This is a genomic window from Amycolatopsis sp. NPDC051128 (genome assembly GCF_040682715.1).
GTDB lineage: Bacteria > Actinomycetota > Actinomycetes > Mycobacteriales > Pseudonocardiaceae > Amycolatopsis.
Window position 1 is genome coordinate 40,646 of record NZ_JBFBBN010000034.1, and the last position, 15,452, is coordinate 56,097.

14 protein-coding genes are annotated in these 15,452 nt (G+C 70.7%); 5 read left to right on the plus strand and 9 right to left on the minus strand.

All coding sequences use genetic code 11. The features are described 5' to 3' along the window. Positions 1 to 124: 124 nt before the first annotated feature. Complete coding sequence (locus AB0M82_RS29535) at positions 125 to 682, minus strand: ABATE domain-containing protein (protein WP_364728530.1); 558 nt, start codon at positions 680 to 682, stop codon at positions 125 to 127. Between the two features lie 85 nt (positions 683 to 767). Between AB0M82_RS29535 and AB0M82_RS29540 the strand changes: the two genes are divergently transcribed. Beyond that, complete coding sequence (locus AB0M82_RS29540) at positions 768 to 1,658, plus strand: EamA family transporter (RefSeq protein WP_364728533.1); 891 nt, start codon at positions 768 to 770, stop codon at positions 1,656 to 1,658. An 84-nt stretch (positions 1,659 to 1,742) separates the two neighbouring features. Here AB0M82_RS29540 and AB0M82_RS29545 read toward each other — a convergent pair whose 3' ends face one another. Genes AB0M82_RS29545 through AB0M82_RS29570 form a run of 6 tightly spaced genes read right to left on the minus strand, consistent with a single transcriptional unit; the run spans position 1,743 to position 10,275 of the window. After that, positions 1,743 to 3,737, minus strand: coding sequence for an RICIN domain-containing protein (locus AB0M82_RS29545; protein ID WP_364728535.1), 1,995 nt, complete (start codon positions 3,735 to 3,737; stop codon positions 1,743 to 1,745). Positions 3,738 to 3,777: 40 nt separating this feature from the next. Then, positions 3,778 to 5,532: a beta-galactosidase family protein gene (locus AB0M82_RS29550; protein ID WP_364728538.1), complete on the minus strand. Its 1,755-nt coding sequence runs from the start codon at positions 5,530 to 5,532 to the stop codon at positions 3,778 to 3,780. Next, a complete protein-coding gene (locus tag AB0M82_RS29555) occupies positions 5,525 to 7,078 on the minus strand; it encodes an alpha-L-arabinofuranosidase C-terminal domain-containing protein (protein WP_364728540.1) in 1,554 nt (517 codons plus the stop codon). The genes AB0M82_RS29550 and AB0M82_RS29555 overlap by 8 nt, the downstream gene beginning before the upstream one ends. Next, on the minus strand, positions 7,075 to 8,418 hold the full coding sequence (locus AB0M82_RS29560; protein ID WP_364728543.1) for a sugar ABC transporter substrate-binding protein: 1,344 nt from the start codon (positions 8,416 to 8,418) through the stop codon (positions 7,075 to 7,077). The genes AB0M82_RS29555 and AB0M82_RS29560 overlap by 4 nt, the downstream gene beginning before the upstream one ends. A gap of 50 nt (positions 8,419 to 8,468) precedes the next feature. Then, on the minus strand, positions 8,469 to 9,332 hold the full coding sequence (locus AB0M82_RS29565) for a carbohydrate ABC transporter permease (protein ID WP_364728674.1): 864 nt from the start codon (positions 9,330 to 9,332) through the stop codon (positions 8,469 to 8,471). A gap of 16 nt (positions 9,333 to 9,348) precedes the next feature. Further along, positions 9,349 to 10,275, minus strand: a complete 927-nt coding sequence (locus AB0M82_RS29570; RefSeq protein ID WP_364728545.1) for a sugar ABC transporter permease — start codon at positions 10,273 to 10,275, stop codon at positions 9,349 to 9,351. 180 nt (positions 10,276 to 10,455) lie between these two features. Between AB0M82_RS29570 and AB0M82_RS29575 the strand changes: the two genes are divergently transcribed. Both AB0M82_RS29575 and AB0M82_RS29580 read left to right on the plus strand, forming a co-directional pair. Further along, positions 10,456 to 11,442, plus strand: coding sequence for a LacI family DNA-binding transcriptional regulator (locus tag AB0M82_RS29575; protein WP_364728676.1), 987 nt, complete (start codon positions 10,456 to 10,458; stop codon positions 11,440 to 11,442). 156 nt (positions 11,443 to 11,598) lie between these two features. After that, positions 11,599 to 11,784: a hypothetical protein gene (locus AB0M82_RS29580; RefSeq protein ID WP_020640735.1), complete on the plus strand. Its 186-nt coding sequence runs from the start codon at positions 11,599 to 11,601 to the stop codon at positions 11,782 to 11,784. 3 nt (positions 11,785 to 11,787) lie between these two features. Here the strand turns inward: AB0M82_RS29580 and AB0M82_RS29585 are convergent, their stop codons facing one another. Together AB0M82_RS29585 and AB0M82_RS29590 are read right to left on the minus strand one after the other, a co-directional pair. Continuing rightward, on the minus strand, positions 11,788 to 12,411 hold the full coding sequence (locus tag AB0M82_RS29585) for a DsbA family oxidoreductase (RefSeq protein WP_364728678.1): 624 nt from the start codon (positions 12,409 to 12,411) through the stop codon (positions 11,788 to 11,790). A gap of 98 nt (positions 12,412 to 12,509) precedes the next feature. Next, positions 12,510 to 13,478 (minus strand): NAD(P)-dependent alcohol dehydrogenase, encoded by a 969-nt coding sequence (locus tag AB0M82_RS29590; RefSeq protein ID WP_364728547.1) that lies wholly within the window; start codon positions 13,476 to 13,478, stop codon positions 12,510 to 12,512. 97 nt (positions 13,479 to 13,575) lie between these two features. Between AB0M82_RS29590 and AB0M82_RS29595 the strand changes: the two genes are divergently transcribed. Together AB0M82_RS29595 and AB0M82_RS29600 are read left to right on the plus strand one after the other, a co-directional pair. Beyond that, entirely contained in the window at positions 13,576 to 14,238 is a 663-nt protein-coding gene (locus tag AB0M82_RS29595) for a TetR/AcrR family transcriptional regulator C-terminal domain-containing protein (RefSeq protein ID WP_364728550.1), read from the plus strand. Positions 14,239 to 14,299: 61 nt separating this feature from the next. Continuing rightward, positions 14,300 to 15,319 carry an LLM class flavin-dependent oxidoreductase gene (locus tag AB0M82_RS29600; protein WP_364728553.1) on the plus strand — a complete coding sequence of 340 codons (1,020 nt, stop codon included), beginning with the start codon at positions 14,300 to 14,302 and terminating at the stop codon, positions 15,317 to 15,319. Positions 15,320 to 15,452: the final 133 nt, after the last annotated feature.

A 15,452-nucleotide genomic window follows, 5' to 3' on the forward strand; every position in this document is an offset into this window, starting at 1 on the left:
GCCCGGGGTTGCGCCCCAATGTGGCGTTGGTTGCGTCCAACGCACCGAATGCCACATTGGGTGCGTTGGACGCACCGAACGCCACATTGGGGCGCTCGGCCCGAACGTCGAACAACTCGTGACACTAGCCCTGGTGGTCGGCGACAGTGGCCTTCCGCGCCCGGAACTCCGCCACCTTCGCGCGGTTTCCGCAGGACTTCATGTCGCACCACCGCCGCGCCTGCTTGCGCGAATGGTCGACGTACAGCCGCGTGCAGTCCGCGTCCGCGCACTCCTTGATCTTCCCGGCTTCCGGCCCGCCGAGGAGTTCGACGGCGGCTCGCGCGATCTCCGCCAGTACCGCGGCGAGATTTCCGTCGCGGCGCACCGAACCGTCGCCGTCGAGGCTGGTCGTCACCGCCGGGCCGGCGGCCGCTTCGTTGAGCACGCGCCGGTCGGCCGCGCGGTAGCCGGTTCCGTCGATCGCGCCCAACGCCAGGCGGTACACCGCTTCGCGCAGGCGCAGCGCTTCGGCGAACCCGTCGGCGTCCGCCGACACCGGCCGGTCGGCGAGCCCGGCGCCCGCCACCCAGCGGGCCAGGTCGGCCGGTCCGGCGAGCAGCTCACGGACGTCGCCGCGCCGCCGCCCGACGGTGCCGACGAGGTCCAGCGCGAGGTTCCCGGTGCCGTACTTGAAGTCCACCTCGCCAGCGTAACCGCATGGACAGGTTACGGCCATGCCTGCTAGCTTTCCGGTAACCACTCTGACCGGTTACCTGGAGGTCCTGATGGCAACCGACGTCGCACCGAGCCCGACGGTCGCCTCGCGACGCCTCGAGCTCGCCGTGCGCCCGCTGTTCGTGGTGCTGTGGAGCAGCGCCTTCATCGCCGCGGTCATCGGCACCGCCGCGGTCCCGCCGCTGCTACTGACGTTCTCGCGGTTCGCCATCGCGGGCGTGTTGCTCACCGGGATCGCCTGGGTGTCCCGCGCGTCGTGGCCGCGCGGCCGGCAGCTGCTGCACGTCGCCGTCACCGGGCTGCTCATGCAGGCGGTGCAGTTCGGCGCGTTCTACCTGGCGATCGCGCGCGGGCTGCCCGGCGGCGTCGTCGCCCTCGTGCAGGGGCTGAACCCGGTGGTGATCGCCCTGCTCGCGGGCGGGGTGCTCGGCGAGCGGATCACCCGCGCGCAGTGGCTCGGCTTCGCGCTCGGCGGCGCCGGGGTCGCGCTGGCCGTGGTGGACCAGTTGCACGTCTCGGCGGCCGGCATCGTGCTCTGCTTCGTCGGCCTGCTCGGCCTGAGCTTCGGCACGGTCTACCAGAAGCGCTACGCCACGGGCACCGACGTCCGGAGCGGCACGGCCGTGCACTTCCTGGTGAGCGCGCCGGTCGTCGGCCTCGCGTCGCTGCTGCTGGAAACCCCGCACGTGGGCGACTGGACGGCGTTCGGGCTGTCGCTGGCGTGGATCGTGCTGGTCAACTCGGTCGGCACGTTCCTGCTGCTGAACTTCATGCTGCGCCGCCAGGCCGCGAGCCGGGTCGGCACGCTGTTCTTCCTGACTCCGGCCGTGACGGCGCTGCTGGCGTGGCTGATCACCGGCCAGACCCTCGACGCGGTGACGATCCTGGGCCTGGCCCTCGGCGGCGCGGGCGTCCTGCTCGCGGCACGGAAGCCCGGCTGACCTGTTATCGGCACCCCCGAGCGCAAACGCCGTGAAGGCCACCTTGAACACTCAAGGTGGCCTTCACGGACCTTCCGAAAGCGGTCAGCGGGCCACGGCCTGCCAGCGCTGGTTCGGCCCGTTGGTCGGCCGGTACAACCCGATCCGGGCCCCGTCGTCCCGGGACTCGCCGACGACGTCGAGCAGCTGGCCGTCCGCCGCGTTGACGAACGTCCATGTCCCGTCGCCCGTCGTCGACAACGTCCACAGCGAGGCGTCGCCGCCCGTGCCCGGCGCGGCGAGCGTCACCGCGCCGCCGGACGTGCTCAGCACCTGGCCCGTCCCGGCGTTCTTGATCGTGAACCGGTCGCGGTTGCCGTAGCGGCCCGTGCGGTCGGTCAGCGTCCAGCGCTGCGCGGCCGCCGAAGCGTCCGTGGTGCGCTGGACCAGCGCGCCGTTCTCCGCCGCCAGCGACTTGCCGCTCTGCACGCCGGTGAAGGTGAACGGCTTGCCCGAGCCGAGGCCCGTGCACCCGGCCGTCGCGGAGACGCCGTCGACGACGAAGCTGGTCACCGAACGCGCCGGGACCCGCAGCGTGGCCTTGCCCGACGTCACCCGCACCGCCTTGCCCCGCTTCAGCGCACCGGTGACGTCCGTGACGACCGGCGTCACCGAGGCGCCGCGCCGGACCGACCCGAAGCCGGACAGGTCCAGCGTGACGTCCTGCTCGGTGGTCCCCGCGTTGGTGTGGACCACCGTGGCCAGGTCCTCGCCGCGCATCGCGGCCGTCGACGCGGTGTCGTTCACCGCCACCAGCCGGTCACCCGGGCGGATGTAGTGGGTGAAGTTCCGCATGGTGTCGAACTTCGTGTTCGTCTTGATCTGGCAGGTCTCGAGGGTGGCGTTCTTCGGGCAGTCGAACGGGACCTGGATCTCGCCCCAGTTCATCCCGGCCGCGCTCTCGCCGCCGGGCTTCATGTTGTTGTAGTCCTCGATCGGCTGCCAGCTGACCCACGCGCTCGGCTCGAGCAGGCGCAGGTCGTCGGTGATCTGCGTGGCCATCCCGAGGCCCGGGTCCATGCTGGTGAAGTCCTGCCGGTCCAGCCAGCTCCCGCCGACCTCGCTCATCCACAACGGCTTGGCCGCGCCCTTGGCGATGTCCCGCGGGATCGGCCGGTTGCCGGTGCCGTAGGTGTGCACGTTCAGCCGGCCCGCGGCGGCGCGGGCGGCGGCCGACCAGCCGTTCCAGTCCGCGGCGAAGATGTCCGGGTTGGTCTCGTCCGGCGCGGAAACGATGGCCTTCGACCCGGCGAGGGCCTGCGCCATCGCCGGGATCAGCTGCGACTGGACCGACGGCCCGATGTGCGCGCCCTCCTGACGGCCGCCGGTCGGGTTCCCGTCGGCGCCGAGGGTGGTCTTCCAGTAGTTCGTGTTGGGCTCGTTCAGCGGGTTCACCGACGCGAACTTGATGCCGTGCGCGCGTTCGAGGGTGCGCACCACCTGGGCCATGTACGCGGCGAAGTCGCCGATCTTGTCGGGCCGCAGCTGTTCGTCGGTGGCGTTGAAGCCGCCCGAGACGTACCCCGACACCGTCTGGAAGTACGGCGGCGAGTTGCTGAAGGCCTCCCACTTCGTGACGTTCTTCTTGATCTTGTCGATCCACCAGCGCTGGTTCGGGTCCGCCTTCGGGTCGAACTCGGCCGGGTCGCCGGGCGTCCACCAGTCCTTGTCGGCCCGGGTGGTGCCGGCCGGCGCCTTCCACCAGCCCGGCACCGCGCCGCCCGCGCGCAGGTACGACGGGACGTCGGGGGCGTTGCCGCCGCCGACGTTGAACCGGGCGATGTTGAGGTTGAGCCCGTCGGGGCCGAAGACCAGGTCGGCCAGGCGGTCGCGGATCGCGGCGGGGTAACCGCCGGTCGCTTCGGCCATCCACGCCAAGCTGGCGCCCCAGCCGTCGAACGGCTGCTGCCGGTAGGTCGGGTCGGGCCGGACCGTCACCGCGGTGGCCGCGGTGTCGGCGGACGCCGGTGCGGCGGCGACGCCTGCCGTCGCTATCGGTACACAGAGGACGGTGAGCAAACGCCGGAACGTGCGGTTCATCGTCGAACTGCCTTTCGTTTCGGTGGGAGGGGACCAGGAATCAGGCTTCGGTGTGGCCCAGGAGCGGCCGCGGCACGAACCGGGCCGCCGGGTCGAGCATCGTGTCGAGTTCGAGCACGACGAGTTCGTTGACGCCCGCCCGGACCACCGGGCGCGGCACGTACAGCGTCCGCTGCGGCCCGCGCCGCCAGTACCGGCCGAGCGCGAACCCGTTGAGCCACGCGATGCCCTTGCCCCATTCCCCGGTGTCGAGGAAAAGATCCGCGGGCGCCTCGAGGAAGACGTCGGCGCGCAGCAGCACCGGCCCGGCGATCGGGCCCGGCACGCGCTCGGGCGTCGAAGGCCGCAGCGCGGGCAGCGCGGCCAGGTCGAGGGGCAGCACGTCCCAGCCGGTCAGCGGCTCGCCGTGCAGCGAAGCGCCGCCGATGATGCCCTTCGCCTCGCCGATCCGCGGGCCGTAGTCGACCCGGCCCTGGTCTTCGACCAGCACGAGCAGCTCGCCGTGCGCCCGCGGCAGCGCGATCGCGCGGTCGTGGTGCTCCCGGGTGAGCGTGCCCACCGGGTCGCCGTCGAAGAACACCGTCGCGCGGTCGCGGACCTCGCCGAAGGTCAGCACGCCCGGCCGGTCCCCGGTGACGGTCGTGCGCAGCAGGGCGAGCCGCGGCATCGGCGTGAGGGCGTCGAACGCGGGCAGCTCGTCGTGCGCCTGCCAGCGGCCCCAGCGGCCCGGGGCGTCGAGCAGCCGGACGGGGTCGCGCAGCACCGCGCTCGGCGTCGGCGCGGGTCGCGCCGGCGGCGGGACGGTGTCGGGCACCTTGTGGTAGCGGGCGATCACGTCGCGGAACGCGTGGTACTTCGGCGTCGGGTCGCCGGCTTCGTCCAGCGGCGCGTCGTAGTCGTAGGACGTGACCAGCGGCTGGTAGACGCCCTTGTCGTTCGCGCCGCTCGTCAGCCCGAAGTTGGTGCCGCCGTGGAACATGTACAGGTTGACCGACGCGCCGGCGGCGAGCAGCGTGTCGAGTTCGGCCGCCGAGTCCGCGGGCGAGGTGGTGTGGTGGTGCGCGCCCCAGTGGTCGAACCAGCCGTTCCAGAATTCGCTGCACATCAGCGGTCCGGTGGGCTGGTGGGCCCGCAGGATCGCGAGCCGGGCTTCGGCGCCGGAGCCGAACGACGCCGTGCGGTGCAGCCCCTCGATGCTCCCGGCCTCGAGCATCTCCGGCGTCGGCTGGTCCACTGTGGTCAGTGGCACGGTGATGCCGGCTTCGCGCGTGTGGTCGGCAAGCGCTTTCAGATAGCGCTTGTCGTCGCCGAACGCGCCGTACTCGTTCTCGACCTGGACCAGCAGCACCGGCCCGCCGCGGTCGATCTGGTGCGGGACGACGACCTCGTACACCTTCGTCAGGTACTCGCGGACGGCGTCCAGGTACTTCGGCTCGTACCGGCGGACCCCCACCGACGGGTCGCGGAACAGCCACGCCGGCAGGCCGCCGTTGTCCCATTCCGCGCAGATGTACGGGCCGGGCCGGACGATCGCGTACATCCCGGCGTCGGCGACGAGCCGCAGGAACCGGTCGAGGTCGAGTCCGCCGGAGAGGTCGAACGTGCCGGGCTCGGGCGCGTGCGCGTTCCACGCCACGTACGTCTCGATGGTGTTGAGCCCCATCCGGCGGGCCTTGTCGATCCGGTCGGCCCACAGGTCCGGGTGCACCCGGAAGTAGTGCAGGGCACCGGAAAGGATCCGGAACGGACGGCCGTCGAGCAGGAAGTCGGTGTCCCCGATGGCGAAGTCAGGCATGCTGACCGGCCTCGGGGGACAGCTGGAGCACGGTCCAGGACAAGGGTGGCAGTGTCACGGTGATGGTGGTCCCCCCGGGGTCGGACGTCACGGCGGTGCCGGGTAGCGGCACCGGCCGGACCGGTTGTGATTCGGCGGTGTTGACGGTGTGTCGTGTCTCGCCGTCGGGTGTGGTCAGGGTTTCGGCGGCGTAGACGCCGAACCGGGCACCGCGGAGGCGGATCCGGACTTCGGTCGGCGACGACGTCGCGCGGTTGGTCAGGAACACCGCGCCGCGCCCGGACTCCTCGACCGTCGCGGCGGCGTCGACGAGGTCGACCTCGCCGTGCTGCGCGGTGCGGAGCCGCTCGCCTTCGACGGACAGGCGCAGGCTCGCCCCGCCGGCCAGCGCGGCGACCTGCCGGAACGGGTGGAACGTCGTCTGCCGCCACGCCGGGCCGCCCGGCTCGGTGCGGATCGGCGCGATGACGTTCACCAGCTGGGCCTGGTTCGCCATGGTGACGCGGTCGACGTTGCGCAGCAGCGAACTGAGCAACGAGCCGACGACGACGGCATCGGTGACGGTGTAGGTGTCCTCGATGATCCGCGGGTGCTCCCGCCAGCCGCTCTCGGCGAGCCGCGCCTGGTCGACCTCGTTCCAGCGACGCAGGTCCCAGACGTTCCACTCGTCGACGCTGATCCCGATCTTCTTGTCGAGGCCCAGCTCCGAGAGGGTCTCGTCGATGACCCCCGCCGTCGTGCCGATGTAGCGGTCCAGCGCGGCCGCGCTGGCGAGGTAGCTGTCGGTGTCGCCGTGCAGTTCCTGGTAGTAGGCGTGCAGCGAGATGTGGTCGACCAGCTCCGCGGTGTGGCGCAGCACCGTGCGTTCCCACGAGCCGAACGTCGGCATGTCGGCGTGCGAGCTGCCCGCGACGACCAGCTCGACACCGGGGTCGATCATCCGCATGACCCGCGCGGTTTCCGCGGCCAGGCGGCCGTACTCGTCGGCCGTCTTGTGGCCGATCTGCCACGGGCCGTCCATCTCGTTGCCGAGGCACCACAGCTTGAAGCCGAACGGGCGGTCGGCGCCGTTCGCGCGCCGCCGCTCGCTCAGTTCCGTGCCGCCCGGGTGGTTGCAGTACTCCAGGACGTCGGCGGCCTCCTGGATGCCGCGGGTGCCGAGGTTGACCGCGTACATCACCTCGGTGCCCGCGGCTTCGGCCCACGCGACGAATTCGTGCAGGCCGAAGCGGTTGGACTCCACGCTGTGCCAGGCCGGGTCGAGCCGGGCCGGTCGCGATTCGACCGGCCCGACGCCGTCCTCCCAGCGGTACGCGGAGACGAAGTTGCCACCGGGGTACCGGACCACGGTCGGCCCGAGTTCCCGCACCAGCTCCAGCACGTCGCCGCGGAACCCGCGACTGTCCGAAGTGGAGTGTCCCGGTTCGTGGATCCCGGTGTACACGGAACGGCCCATGTGCTCGACGAACGAGCCGAACAGGCGCCGCGGGACCCGGCCGATCACCTCGGCAGGGTTTCCCACGGCACCTTCGATCCGGACAGTCATCCCGCGCTGACCGTGAAGCCCTGCTGGTTGCCGTAGTCGACGATGGCCTGCTGCCAGGCCGCCAGCCCGGCGTCGAGCGGGGTGGCGTTCAGGTAGGCCTTGCCGGCGGTGTCGCTGAAGATGCTGTTGGCGTAGGTCTGGTACGGCAGGTAGGTCCAGCCCGGCGCCACGTCCTTCGACGCCTGGGTCAGCACCTGGTTGATCTTCTGGCCGCCGAAGTACGGGACGGCCTCGTCGACGAACGCGGACGAGGTCAGGTCCGCCGTGGTGGACGGGAAGCCGCCGCTCTTGATGAACGGCTGGACCCCGCCGGCGTGGTTGAGCCAGCGCACGAACGCCGCCGCGAGCGCCGGGTTCTTGCTCTGCTTGACCACGGACTGGGCGCTGCCGCCGTTCTCCGCGGTGACCGGCTTGCCGTCGTAGGTCGGCATCGGCGCCACCGCCCACTTCCCGCTGCCGGCGGTCACGGAGGAGATGAAGTTGCCCGGCATCCAGGCGCCGGTGACCAGGGACGAGATGGTGCCGTCACCGAGGGCGCGGAACCAGTCGTCGGACCACTCCTTGACCGGGGCGAGCTGCTTGCCCTGGATCAGCTGGTCCCACATCGCGGTCCACTTCTTGGTGCCCGCGTCGGCGAGGTTGACCTTCACGTTCCGGCCGTCGACGGTGAACGGGTGCCCACCGGCCTGCCAGATCATGCTCAGCACGAAACCGGGGTCACCGGTGTCCGAGGTGATGTACTTCGTGGGGTCGGCGGCGTGCAGCTTCTTGGCCGCGGCGATGTACTCGTCCCACGTCTTCGGCACGGCGATGCCGTTCTTGTCGAAGACTTCCTTGTTGTAGAACAGCGCCATCGGGCCGGAGTCCTGCGGCAGGCCGTAGATCCCGTTGCCGTTCTTCACCTGCGCCCACGTCGAGGCGCTGTAGTCCTTTTCGAACGAGCCGAAGCCGAACTGGTTCAGGTCGGCCAGTGAATCGGTCAGCGCGAACTGCGGGAGCGCGTAGTACTCGATCTGCGCGACGTCCGGGGCACCGGAGCCGGCCTTGATCGCGTTCTGGAGCTTGGTGTACTCCTCCTTGTTGGTACCCGCGTTGACGTAGTTGACCTTGACGTTCGGGTATTCCTTCTGGAACGCGGCCACCTGGTCCTTGGCCGACGGGGTCCAGCTCCAGTACGTGATCTCCCCGCCGGCCTTCAGCGCGGCGTCGACGGAGTCCTGGTTGCCGGTGGCGGCGGCGGGCGCGGACGACGAGCCTGCTCCGGACGAACAACCCACCGCCAGCGCGGCGGCCAGCGCCAAGGCGGCGGCCACCTTGACGCGATTGCGGATACGTGACATCGAATGTCCTTTCACGACGGTGTGATGGCGGCTGGAAACTGGTTGGAGCGTTACCCCTTGACGCTGCCCGCGCTCAGTCCTGATTGCCAGAACCGTTGCATGAACAGGAAAGCGACGACGAGGGGAATGATCGTGAGCAGCGAACCGGTGAGCACCAGGTTGAAGATCGGCTGGGCGCCGGCGCCGTTCGCCTGCGCGCTCCACTGGTTGAGCCCGACGGTCAGCGGGTACCACTTCGGCTCGCTGAGCATGATCAGCGGCAGGAAGTAGTTGTTCCACGTCTGCACCATCGTGAACAGCGTGACGGTGATGATCCCGGGGACCAGCTGACGCAGCGTCACGGTGAGGAAGATCCGGATCTCCCCCGCGCCGTCGATCCGCGCCGCTTCCAGCAGCTCGTCGGGGATGGCGTCGGCGGCGTAGACCCAGATCAGGTACAGGCCGAACGGGCTGATCAGCGACGGGATGATGACCGCCAGCGGCGTGTTGGTCAGCCCGAGCTTGCTGAACATCAGGAACGTCGGCACGGCCAGCGCCGTCGGCGGCACGGCCACGGCGCCGAGGACGACGGCGAACACCGCCCGGCGGCCCGGGAAGCGGTACTTGGCCATCCCGTAGCCCGCCGCCGTGGCGAGGATCGTCGCGCCACCGGCCCCGACCACGACGTACAGCACGGTGTTCCCGAGCCAGCGGAAGAAGATGCCGTCGTTGTAGGTGAACGTCTGGCCGATGTTGTCGAACAGGGCGAACGCGCCGCCGAAGGACAGGCCCGACGTCGAGAACAGGGCCGCCTGCGTCTTGGACGCGTTGATCACCAGCCACGCCAGCGGGACCAGGGTGTAGATCAGGTACAGCGCCATGACGACGGTGAGGACACGCGACTTGCGGGGGTTGATCACCGAAAACTTCTTCACCGGAACAGTGGCCACGTCAGATCTCCTTCCGGGAGCCGCGCAGCTGCACGACGTAGGCGATGACCGCGGTGATCACGCCCATCACGATCGCGACGGTGGCGGAGTAGTTGTACTGCTGCCCGTTGAAGGAAAGGTTGTAGGCGTACATGTTCGGCGTGTAGAAGGTGCCGATCGTGTTCGGCACCAGGTTGCGCATGATGTTCGGCTCGTTGAACAACTGGAAGCTGCCGATGATCGAGAAGATCGTCGCGACCACGATGGCGCCCCGGATCGCGGGGAGCTTGACGGAGAGGATCGTGCGGAACGTGCCGGCGCCGTCGATCGCGGCCGCCTCGAACAGTTCCTTGGGGATCACCTTCAGCGCGGAGTAGAAGATGAGCATGTTGTAGCCCACGAACTCCCACGTGACGATGTTGCCGATCGACGTGAGCAGCCAGCTCGGCGACAACGGCGCTATCGCGGTGCCGAACAGGTGGTTCAGGTCGGCCGCGAGTCCGAAGTGGTCGCCGTACATGAAGCCCCACATCAGCGCGGCGACCACGGCGGGCACCGCGTACGGCAGGAAGATCACGATCCGGAAGAACCCCGCGCCGTGCAGCCGGGCGCTGTCGATCGCGAGTGCCGCGACCAGTGCGAGCAGCAGCATGATCGGCACCTGGACGGCGAGGAACACCAGGACCCGCTGGAAGGACTCCCAGAACTTCGGGTCGGCGAACACCTGCGCGTAGTTGTCGGCGCCGACGAACACGGTGCCGCCGAAGAACGCCTGGTCACGGTAGAGGCTGAGCACGAACGCGTACACGACGGGCGCGATGAAGGTCAGCGCGAACACCAGCATGAACGGCGCCACGAACAGCCAGCCGCGCCATTTCCCGCGCGACCGGCGGGCCCTCGGCGCCGGGCGGGCCGGCGCCGGGACGGGCGGAGCCGCTGTGGACGTCATCGTCTCTCCGAGTGATCATGCGGCCGGGCGCTGGACCCGGCGAGATGTTTACGTCAACATGGACGGCCGCAGAGTAACTTGTTGACGTAAACATGTCCAGGACACCGAGGAGAGACCGTGCCGCGCCAGTCAGCGACCCCCTCCGCATCCGGCCACGCCGCCCGGCGCCGCGGGCCGTCGATGGCGGACGTGGCCCGGGAGGCCGGCGTGTCGGGTCAGACGGTCTCGCGGGTGGCCAACGGGAAGACGAACGTCGACGACGCCACGCGCGAACGCGTCCTCGCCGCGATGCGCCGGGTCGGCTACCGGCCGAACAGCGCCGCCCGCGCGCTGCGCAACGGCAAGTTCCGCAGCATCGGCGTGATCATCTCGGCGCTGCCGACGTTCGGCAACAGCCGCACGCTCGACGCGATCGCGGCCGCGGTCGTCGCGCAGGGGTTCTCGATCATCCTGATGCCGGTGACGCGGCCGACGCAGGGCGAGGTGACCGGGGCGTTCAGCAAGCTGAACGAGCAGGCCGTCGACGGCGTCATCATCCTCATCGAGCAGCACCAGCTCGACCAGAGCGAGATCGAGCTGCCGCACGGGCTCCCGGTGGTGGTGATCGACTCCAGCGCCCGCTACGACTACCCGGTCGTCGACACCGACCAGGCCGACGGCGCCGCCAGGGCGACCCGGCACCTGCTGGACCTCGGGCACGAAACGGTCTGGCACATCGCGGGCCCGCCGCAGTCCTACGCGGCCGAGCGGCGCCGGAAGTCCTGGCAGGCCACGTTGACGGCGGCGGGCCGCGCGGTGCCCCCGGTGCGGACCGGGGACTGGTCACCCGAGTCCGGGTACCGCGCGGGGCTGGCGCTCGCCGCCGACCCGGCGGTGACGGCGGTGTTCGCGGCGAACGACCAGATGGCGCTGGGCCTGCTCCGCGCGCTGCACGAAGCGGCCCGGAACGTGCCGGGCGACGTCAGCGTCGTCGGGTTCGACGACATGGAGGAGTCGGCGCACTTCTGGCCGCCGCTCACGACGATCCGCCAGTCGTTCGAGGCGGTCGGCCGGCACGCGGTCGAGGCGCTGCTCGCGGAGATCGAAACAGGCGCCGAGGCCGGCGAACCGGTGTCCGTCCCGACCGAACTGGTGGTCCGCTCCAGCACCGCGCCACCGCCCGCCTGACCCCGTCATCGAGGGGGCATCACGCGTGAAGCACGCGAGTTCGTTTCACCGGGGGCGACCGGGGGAAGTACTGGCCACCAAGCCGGGACCCCCGGCGCCGCGAACGTCGCAGTGGCGTGGACCGTTCGGTCCCGCCGCCGCAGAAACGAGACCACCATGCTCGCCATCCTTGCCGCCGTACTCTTCGGGCTCGCCCTGCTGATGGAACTGGCCGGGTTCGGTCTCGGGCCGATCATCACAACCGGGACGCTGACGACCGCCGGGCTGCTCTGCGTCGCCCTGCACCTGGCCGGCGTCGCCACCGACCGCTCGCGGTTCACCCGGTCGCGCAGACGGCGCTGACGCTCAGCTCGCCGCGGGCTCCAGCGCGCGCCGAAGCACCTGCGTGAACACCTCCGGTGACTGGGCGCCGGCGACGCCGAACCTGCTGTCGATCACGAAGAACGGCACACCGGTGGCGCCGAGCGCCCGCGCCTGCTCGCCGTCCGCGGCGACTTCGGCTTCGTAGGCGTCCGACTCGAGCACTGCGCGCGCTTCCGCGGCGTCGAGCCCGGCTTCGGCGGCCAGCTCGACGAGCGAGTCGCGGTCGAACAGCGACCGCCGCTCGGTGAAGTGCGCGCGGTAGAACCGGTCGACGACGGCGTCGGCCACCCCACGCTCGGTGGCGAGGTGCACCAGGCGATGGCCGTCGACGGTGTTGCCCATGTGGACGCCGTCGAGGTGGTACTCGAGACCGTCGTCGGCCGCGCGCTGTTCCATCTGCGCTTCCATCGCGTCGGCTTCTTCCAGTGTCCGCCCGTACTTTTCGGCCAGCACCTCGCGCGTCGGCCGCGAAGTCCCGCGCGGGAAGGACGGGTCGAGCTGGAACGAGTGGTGCACGACCTCGACGTCCACCCCCAGCTCGGCCACCGCCCGCTCGAAGCGGCGCTTGCCGAGGTAGCACCAGGGACAGACCAGATCGGACCAGATGTCGACGCGCACCACACACTCCTTGTTCGGGAACTGCCGCCACGCTAACCAAGCACCGGCACGCACTTCAAAGTAACCGTCGGCGACCTGCGTGGAAGTCACCGCGTCACGACCACTTTTCCCTTGGCGTGCCCGGCTTCCTGGTACGCGATCGCCGCGCGGAGGTCGTCGAACGGGTAGCTCCGGTCGATCACCGGCGTGAGCGCGCCCCGCTCCACCAGTGCGGCCAGCTCGGCCAGCACCGCCTTCTTGTCCTGGCAGCCCACCGCGTCCGCGAGCACGGCCCGCCGCCGCACGAAGGGACCGGCGGCCAGCGCCGCGAACGCGTGCCCGGCCGGCTGCAGCCAGCGCCCGGCCTGGCCGCCGACGACCACGAACGTGCCGTCCGGGCGCACCGCCCGGCGGCAGGCCGGCAGCGACCGGCTGCCCGCGATGTCCAGCACGAAGTCGTAGGATCGCCCGCCGCGCGTGAAATCCGCCGAGCGGTAGTCGACGACGTGCTCCGCGCCGAGCGACCGGGCGAGGCCGGCGTTGGCCGCGCCGCAGACGGCGTCGACCTGAGCCCCGAGCGCCTTGGCCAGCTGGACGGCGAAGGTGCCGACACCGCCGGAGGCGCCGTTGACCAGAACTCGCTGCCCGGCTTCCACACCCCGCAGAGCGAGCAGCGCGGTGACGGCTGCCATCGGCATCGCCGCCGCCTGCTCGTGGGTGAGGTTCGCCGGCATGGGCGCCAGCAGGTCCTCGCGCACGCAGACGTACTCGGCGTAGGCGCCGTGCGGCAGCAGCGCGTAGACGTCGTCGCCGGGCCGGAGGCTCGCGCCGGCCGTCTCGACCCGGCCCGCCAGGTCGCAGCCGAGAATGGCGGCCCGCGGCGGGCGCAGGCCGAAACCACCCGGCATCAGCCGCGCGACGTACGGCTCGCCTCTCATGAAGTGCCAGTCGTACGGGTTGACCGAGGTGGCCCGCATGCGGACCAGCACCTCGCCGTCGGCGGGCACCGGATCGGGGACGTCCTCGAAGGTCAGGCTGTCCGCTGCGCCGTACACGTGCTGGACCAGGGCTTTCATGATGTCTCCCGTGATTCTTACGCCGTAAGTCTTACGTTGTAAGGTACGTCGCGCACGGCAGGGCCGTCAACCGGCCTTACCTTGTACGATCTGGCGGGTGACCACCGACGCGCGGATCCCGCTGAGCCGGAAGCGCGTGCTGCGCGCGGCGGTCGGGCTCGCCGACGAGCACGGCTTGCGCGCCCTCACGATGCGCCGGCTCGCCGAGGAACTGGGCGCCGAAGCGATGTCGCTCTACTACCACGTGGCCAAGAAGGAAGAGGTGCTCGACGGCATCGTCGACGTCGTGGCCCAGGAGATCAACGAGGCCGTCGAACGGCTCGACCCCGGCGCGGACTGGAAACCGGCGGTGCGGCAGCGGATCCTCGCGGCGCGGCGGGTGTTCCTCCGGCACCGCTGGGCGCCGGAGCTGTTCGAGACGAGGTCGGCGACGAGCCCCGCGGTCCTGCGCTACTACGACGCCCTGGTCGGGCTGATGCGCGACGGCGGGTTCTCCTACGACCTGGTCCACCACGCGCTGCACGCGCTCGGGAGCCGCGCGCTCGGGTTCACCCAGGAGCTGTTCGACCCGAGCGCCGGCTCGTCGGCGGACGTCCCGGCCGACCTGGCCGCCGGGTTGCCCAACCTGGTGGGCATGCTGAGCGAAATCGCCCACGACGATCCGGAGTCGGCGCTGGGCTGGTGCGACGACCAGACGGAGTTCGAGTTCGGCCTGGACGTCATCCTCGACGGCCTGGACCGCCTGCGCGACCAGGCCTGAGCCGCGCCCAGCAAGTGGAACTCCCGCGGGCGGCGGCCCGGGCGCGGGCAGAATCGGCCCGGTGTCCAGACCACTGCGGAAGCTCGGCTTCCTGACCATCGGCCTGTTCGACGCGGACGACCCGCGCCGCGGCCACGAGTCGACCCTGGAGATCATCGAGCTGGGCGAACGGCTCGGGTTCGACAGCGCCTGGGTGCGGCACCGGCACCTCCAGTACGGCATCTCGTCGCCGGTCGCCGTGCTGGCCGCCGCGTCCCAGCGGACCAGCCGGATCGAGCTCGGCACCGCCGTCATCCCGCTCGGCTGGGAGAACCCGCTGCGGCTCGCCGAAGACCTCGCCACCGTCGACCTGCTCTCCGGCGGCCGGCTCAATCCCGGGATCAGCGTCGGCCCGCCGATGCGCTACGACGAGGTCAAGCGGGCCCTCTACCCGGACACCGCGGACCTCGAGGACTTCGGCTACGACCGCGTCCGCCGGCTGCTGGACTTCGTGCGCGGCGAGCCGGCCACGGACTTCAGCGGCACCCAGGGCTTCGAGGTGTTCTCCGACCGGGTCCAGCCGCGGTCGGCCGGGCTCGGCGGCCGCCTGTGGTACGGCGGGGCGAGCCTGCGCTCGGCCGAGTGGGCCGGCAAGTACGCGATGAACTTCCTGACCAGCAGCGTGGTCAAGGCCGACGGGGAAAGCACGGACTTCGCCGAGATCCAGCTGTCGCACATCCAGGCGTTCCGCGCGCATCACCCGGACGGCGAGGCGGCTCGCGTCTCGCAGGGCCTGGTCGTCGTCCCGACCGACAGCGCGACGCCGGAACAGCGCGCCAGGTATGAGGCGTACGCCGCGAAACGGCTGCCGCGCACCGCGGAACCGCAGGGCCCGGCCCGGATGCTGTTCTCACCCGACTTCGTCGGCACCTCGGCGGAGATCGCCGAGCGGCTGCACGCGCACGCCGCGTTCCGCGAGGTCGACGAGGTGGCTTTCGCCCTGCCGTTCACCTTCGAGCACGACGACTACGTGCAGATCCTCACCGACATCGCGGAGCGGCTCGGCCCGGCACTCGGCCGGAGGCGGGAGGGTCGCGAATGACCAAGGCCGGGTAGTCAGCTGCGGCAGCGAGCTGTCAAGCTGCCCGATTGGCCCGATTGGCCCGGTTTCAGGTGCTCGCCCACAGCCGTGAATGGCCCATTGAGGGACATAGAGTCCCTCAATGCGACATTCA

Coding starts and splice junctions, on each gene's coding strand:
- AB0M82_RS29540 (WP_364728533.1), top strand. CDS start 768: ATGGCAACCGACGTCGCACCGAGCCCGACGGTCGCCTCGCGACGCCTC.
- AB0M82_RS29545 (WP_364728535.1), bottom strand. CDS start 3,737: ATGAACCGCACGTTCCGGCGTTTGCTCACCGTCCTCTGTGTACCGATA.
- AB0M82_RS29550 (WP_364728538.1), bottom strand. CDS start 5,532: ATGCCTGACTTCGCCATCGGGGACACCGACTTCCTGCTCGACGGCCGT.
- AB0M82_RS29555 (WP_364728540.1), bottom strand. CDS start 7,078: ATGACTGTCCGGATCGAAGGTGCCGTGGGAAACCCTGCCGAGGTGATC.
- AB0M82_RS29560 (WP_364728543.1), bottom strand. CDS start 8,418: ATGTCACGTATCCGCAATCGCGTCAAGGTGGCCGCCGCCTTGGCGCTG.
- AB0M82_RS29570 (WP_364728545.1), bottom strand. CDS start 10,275: ATGACGTCCACAGCGGCTCCGCCCGTCCCGGCGCCGGCCCGCCCGGCG.
- AB0M82_RS29575 (WP_364728676.1), top strand. CDS start 10,456: ATGGCGGACGTGGCCCGGGAGGCCGGCGTGTCGGGTCAGACGGTCTCG.
- AB0M82_RS29580 (WP_020640735.1), top strand. CDS start 11,599: ATGCTCGCCATCCTTGCCGCCGTACTCTTCGGGCTCGCCCTGCTGATG.
- AB0M82_RS29590 (WP_364728547.1), bottom strand. CDS start 13,478: ATGAAAGCCCTGGTCCAGCACGTGTACGGCGCAGCGGACAGCCTGACC.